Raw genomic sequence first — 4,184 nt, forward strand, 5'->3', positions numbered from 1 at the left:
GGAATCTCCATTGGGGCCAGGGCGACCAGGCTGGCATATTGAATGTTCAGCCATGATCTGTAAACATTTTGGCGCTCAGATTGATATTCATGGCGGTGGAACTGATTTAATTTTTCCTCATCATGAAAATGAAATTGCTCAAAGTGAAGGCGCGCATGATCACCCATTTGTTAATTACTGGTTGCATAATGGATTCGTGCGTGTTGATAATGAAAAAATGTCAAAGTCCTTAGGTAATTTCTTTACGGTTCGAGAAATACTGAAACATTATCAACCTGAGGTGGTGCGTTTCTTTATTTTACGTGCGCAATACCGCAGTCCATTAAATTATTCTGATCAGCATCTCAAAGATACAAAACTTGCGCTGGACCGTCTGTATATTGCACTTAAGGAAGTGAAGCCGGTTGATATGCCGACGATCGATTGGAATAATCTTCATGCGCAGAGATTTAAAGCTGCAATGAATGATGATTTTAATACACCGGAAGCAATTGCAGTATTATTTGAGCTTGCCAGTGATATCAATAAAACAGGCTCAGAAGAGAATGCGGGATTATTAAAAGGATTGGGTAGTTTATTAGGTTTTCTGCAACAGAATCCGCAAGAATATTTGCAAAATAAAGTTGTTGCTAGTGAATTGGATTCTTTAACGCAAGATGAGATTGAACAGTTGATTCAGCAACGGATAAGCGCACGCAAAGAAGGCCGGTATTCCGATGCTGATGCAATCCGTAAAAATCTTCTGGAAAAAGGCATCATTCTTGAGGATAATCCACAGGGTACAACCTGGCGCCGATTATAAAAATTCGTAATTCAGGCGATCTATATTTTCCATAGATACAGCGTAGAGTTTGAAAAATCATCGAGTTGGATACTTTTATACGGTGTGATGCCAGGGATCATAAAAGTATTGCTGATTAGCAGGCTGCCCGGACGCATTTCCTTAGTCGCTTTGTGCCAAAGCGACTCCATAGGAACTGGCGACAGATAGGCATAGACAACATCATACTTTGAGAAATCGTATTCCCAGAAATCCCCCCAAAATACTGTACAGGTTGAAGTGCAAAATAGACTTCGTAGTTTACTGATTAAGAATGGCAAGGGTGCTGATTCAATGCCGTGAAATATGCCATTTCTGCGGGTATTTGCCAGATTTTTCACTAAACCGCCGCAACCGCTCCCCAGATCAACAAAAGAAAATTGTCCTTGTTCAGGTAATAATGCTTCTAGTGCATGATTTACCCTTTTACTTGAAAGATATAGTGGTACTTGGGTTTTATAAGTTTTTCCATAAATTAATAATAAGCAGAGAAAAAATCCCATAAACCAAGTTGAAGAGATATTTAACGCCAGTGTAGTGATAGCCAGAGGAATAAATGCCAGGTGAATCGGAATCCACCATACCGGCATTCTCATGGAATAACTGATCAATCCGGCCAATAGACCTTGCACTAGGCTCCATTCGAATAGGCTCAATGCGATTGCGGATTGCGATACTATAAAAAGACCAACCAATACTATGGTTAGTACTTGAATAAGTGGAGCAATAACGACTGGATGGAGGTATTTTAACATTTAGGATTGATAGTAGTACTATAAGGAGCTTTCTGGGTTCTGTAATAATTCTTTATTGGGCTCATCCTGCATATCAATATCGAGTGTGTTCTTATCCATCGTGACGGATTTCTCAGCTCTTTCATTCATAACAACGATACTGATCCGGCGATTAATGGGGTTGAGCGGGGCATCCTTATCAAATAACACAGCGGAAGACAAACCGATGACTTGTAGAACCTTGCTGGTATCCATCCCACCAGCAATTAGCTCTCGCCGTGAAGCATTCGCACGATCAGCCGATAACTCCCAATTGCTATAGCCTTTGTCTCCGGATGGAAATGGTTTTCCATCCGTATGTCCGGAGAGGCTGATTTTGTTTCCGACATCGTTGAGCATTTTACCAATTTCGAGCAGAATGGTTTTTGTATAAGGTTGTAGTTCGGCTTTTCCCGACGCAAACATGGGGCGATTCTGTTCGTCAACAATTTGGATTCTTAAGCCATCCGATGTGATATCCAGTAAAAGCTGGTTTGCAAATTTCTTTAATGATGGATTGGCCTCAACCGCATCTTCTATTTTCTTTTTTAGCCCTTCCAGCTTGTTTAACTCGGCGCGTTCTTTGATGATTTTCTTGGCTTTTTGATCGTCTTCAACAGTACTTTTCTTTACTTGACCTTGCTGACGTGTCAAATCGGTTCCACCACCTTTAATTAAACTGCTGCTTTCACCAACCGATGATCCACCCATCATGGCAACTTTTAACGGTGTTTTGAAATGTTCGGAAATGCCTTCTAATTGACTCTTGGTTGATGATCCCAATAACCACATCAATAAAAAGAATGCCATCATAGCGGTTACAAAGTCAGCATAAGCAATTTTCCAGGCACCACCATGGTGGCCTCCCGCTACCTTCTTAATCCGCTTGATGACAATCGGGCGCTGTGAAAGATCATCGGCCATAACTATTCTCGCAATTCAAGTGGGAAATTTATTTGGAAAAACTACTTTGTTTTGCTCTGTTTGACATGTTCTTCCAATTCAAGGAAAGACGGTCTCTCGGTTGTGAACAAGACTTTCCGGCCAAATTCAATTGCAAGAACCGGGGAATAGCCATTTAAATTGGCCAGCAATGTGATTTTTATACACTCAAATAGTTTGCTGGATTCATGCAACCCATGTTCAAGTTTGCCGGCGAGCGGGCTGACAAACCCGTAAGCCAGTAAAATTCCAAGAAATGTGCCCACCAAAGCCGCAGCAATCAAAATTCCCAATTCTGCTGGTGGAAGATGAACCGATTCCATCGTGTGTACCACCCCCATCACGGCAGCCACAATGCCAAAAGCAGGCAATCCATCGCCCAGTTTAGCAACCACATGTATGGGTACTTCACCCTCTTGGTGATGTGTCTCTAGCTCGCTATCCATTAAACTCTCAATTTCCAGAGAATTGAGATTGCCGCCGACCATTAATCTCAAATAGTCCGTGATAAATTCTGTAATATGGTGATCAGCCAAAATATCGGGGTATTTTGTAAAAATAGGACTGCTGGCTGGATCGTCCACGTCGCCCTCAATGGACATTAATCCTTCTTTACGAATTTTCCCAAGTATTTCGTAGAGCAATGTCATTAAATCCATATAGAGTGCTTTGGTATATTTGGAGCCTTTAAAAACAGTGGGTAGCACTTTTAGAGTGGCTTTGATAGCTTTATTTGAATTGCCGACCACTAAAGCACCTAGTGCACCACCGCCAATCATAAGCACTTCAACGGGCTGCCACAAAGAAGCGAGATGCCCCCCCGCTAATGCAAAACCGCCAAATACAGAAATAATAATGATGATATAACCAACAGAAACTAGCATTGCGGTAACTCCTTAGAATGTAATTATGCAATCTATCGACGGCAGATTCTGAAGTGAGAAGTTAGCATATCGCTAGAATATTCATTTCTGGAGATAAGCTTAGTTTCCCCTTTATTTTCTTGATTTCTAGTTTTTCTGGTACTTTCTCTGCAAGCACAAATAATGGTTGGTGCATGGGACAAGAAGCCCTGGCGTGCTTTCTGTATTAGTATAGCTATTACAATTTTGGCAACGATAGTAATCCGAAAGTTGGTTACTCAATGGAGAAGACGCACAGTTTCTCGCCTTATGGTGATATAAGGCTCCCTCAGCTATCTTGTGAGTTATTTAGGGTGGCATAGAATGGTTGGCCATCTCGGTCAAACGTTACGCCAACCATTTGTTTTATAATGTTTGGAACGAGATCTGTGGGGTGGTGAGTTTTGGACGGATGGCTATTATGTTGCAATTGTAGGTGAAAGAGCGGATTGGGTGCGGTTAAGCGGTATGTGAAGAATCCAGGCGAACCAAAAGAAGAACTGCGTCAGCTTGAGCCTTTCTAATACTCCGTGGTCTTGCCACGGGGTTGTTTGTTTTGGAAAAACTAGACAGTTTCAACAGCTAATTGCGACATAGCCTCTGCAAAATCATCCGCAAATAATTACTGAATTTTCGAGCTGCTGCAGATAACTATAGTGGACCCTCCTTTCAGGACAGTAAATTAAGATGGTATCCTGCTAAGAAGGAGCAGGAAATGACGGGAATAAAGCGAAAGAATTTTACGGG

The 4,184-nt window shown here is 41.8% G+C and carries 4 protein-coding genes; 1 reads left to right on the forward strand and 3 read right to left on the reverse strand.

Going from position 1 to position 4,184, the window contains the following annotated elements:
- Positions 1-802 (forward strand): DALR domain-containing protein (locus ACH10T_RS08250; RefSeq protein WP_394808827.1); only part of this gene is annotated, 802 nt, incomplete at its 5' end.
- Positions 803-822: 20 nt separating this feature from the next.
- On the opposite strand, the gene ACH10T_RS08255 is transcribed toward ACH10T_RS08250, so the two are convergent.
- The 3 genes from ACH10T_RS08255 to motA are packed head-to-tail and all read right to left on the reverse strand — an operon-like array spanning position 823 to position 3,419.
- Positions 823-1,575: a hypothetical protein gene (locus ACH10T_RS08255; protein WP_394808828.1), complete on the reverse strand. Its 753-nt coding sequence runs from the start codon at positions 1,573-1,575 to the stop codon at positions 823-825.
- 18 nt (positions 1,576-1,593) lie between these two features.
- Positions 1,594-2,517: a flagellar motor protein MotB gene (motB, locus tag ACH10T_RS08260; protein ID WP_394808829.1), complete on the reverse strand. Its 924-nt coding sequence runs from the start codon at positions 2,515-2,517 to the stop codon at positions 1,594-1,596.
- 41 nt (positions 2,518-2,558) lie between these two features.
- Entirely contained in the window at positions 2,559-3,419 is an 861-nt protein-coding gene (motA, locus tag ACH10T_RS08265) for a flagellar motor stator protein MotA (RefSeq protein WP_394808830.1), read from the reverse strand.
- Positions 3,420-4,184: the final 765 nt, after the last annotated feature.

It is taken from the genome of Nitrosomonas sp., from assembly GCF_043753625.1.
GTDB lineage: Bacteria > Pseudomonadota > Gammaproteobacteria > Burkholderiales > Nitrosomonadaceae > Nitrosomonas.

Coding starts and splice junctions, on each gene's coding strand:
- ACH10T_RS08255 (WP_394808828.1), bottom strand. CDS start 1,575: ATGTTAAAATACCTCCATCCAGTCGTTATTGCTCCACTTATTCAAGTA.
- motB (WP_394808829.1), bottom strand. CDS start 2,517: ATGGCCGATGATCTTTCACAGCGCCCGATTGTCATCAAGCGGATTAAG.
- motA (WP_394808830.1), bottom strand. CDS start 3,419: ATGCTAGTTTCTGTTGGTTATATCATCATTATTATTTCTGTATTTGGC.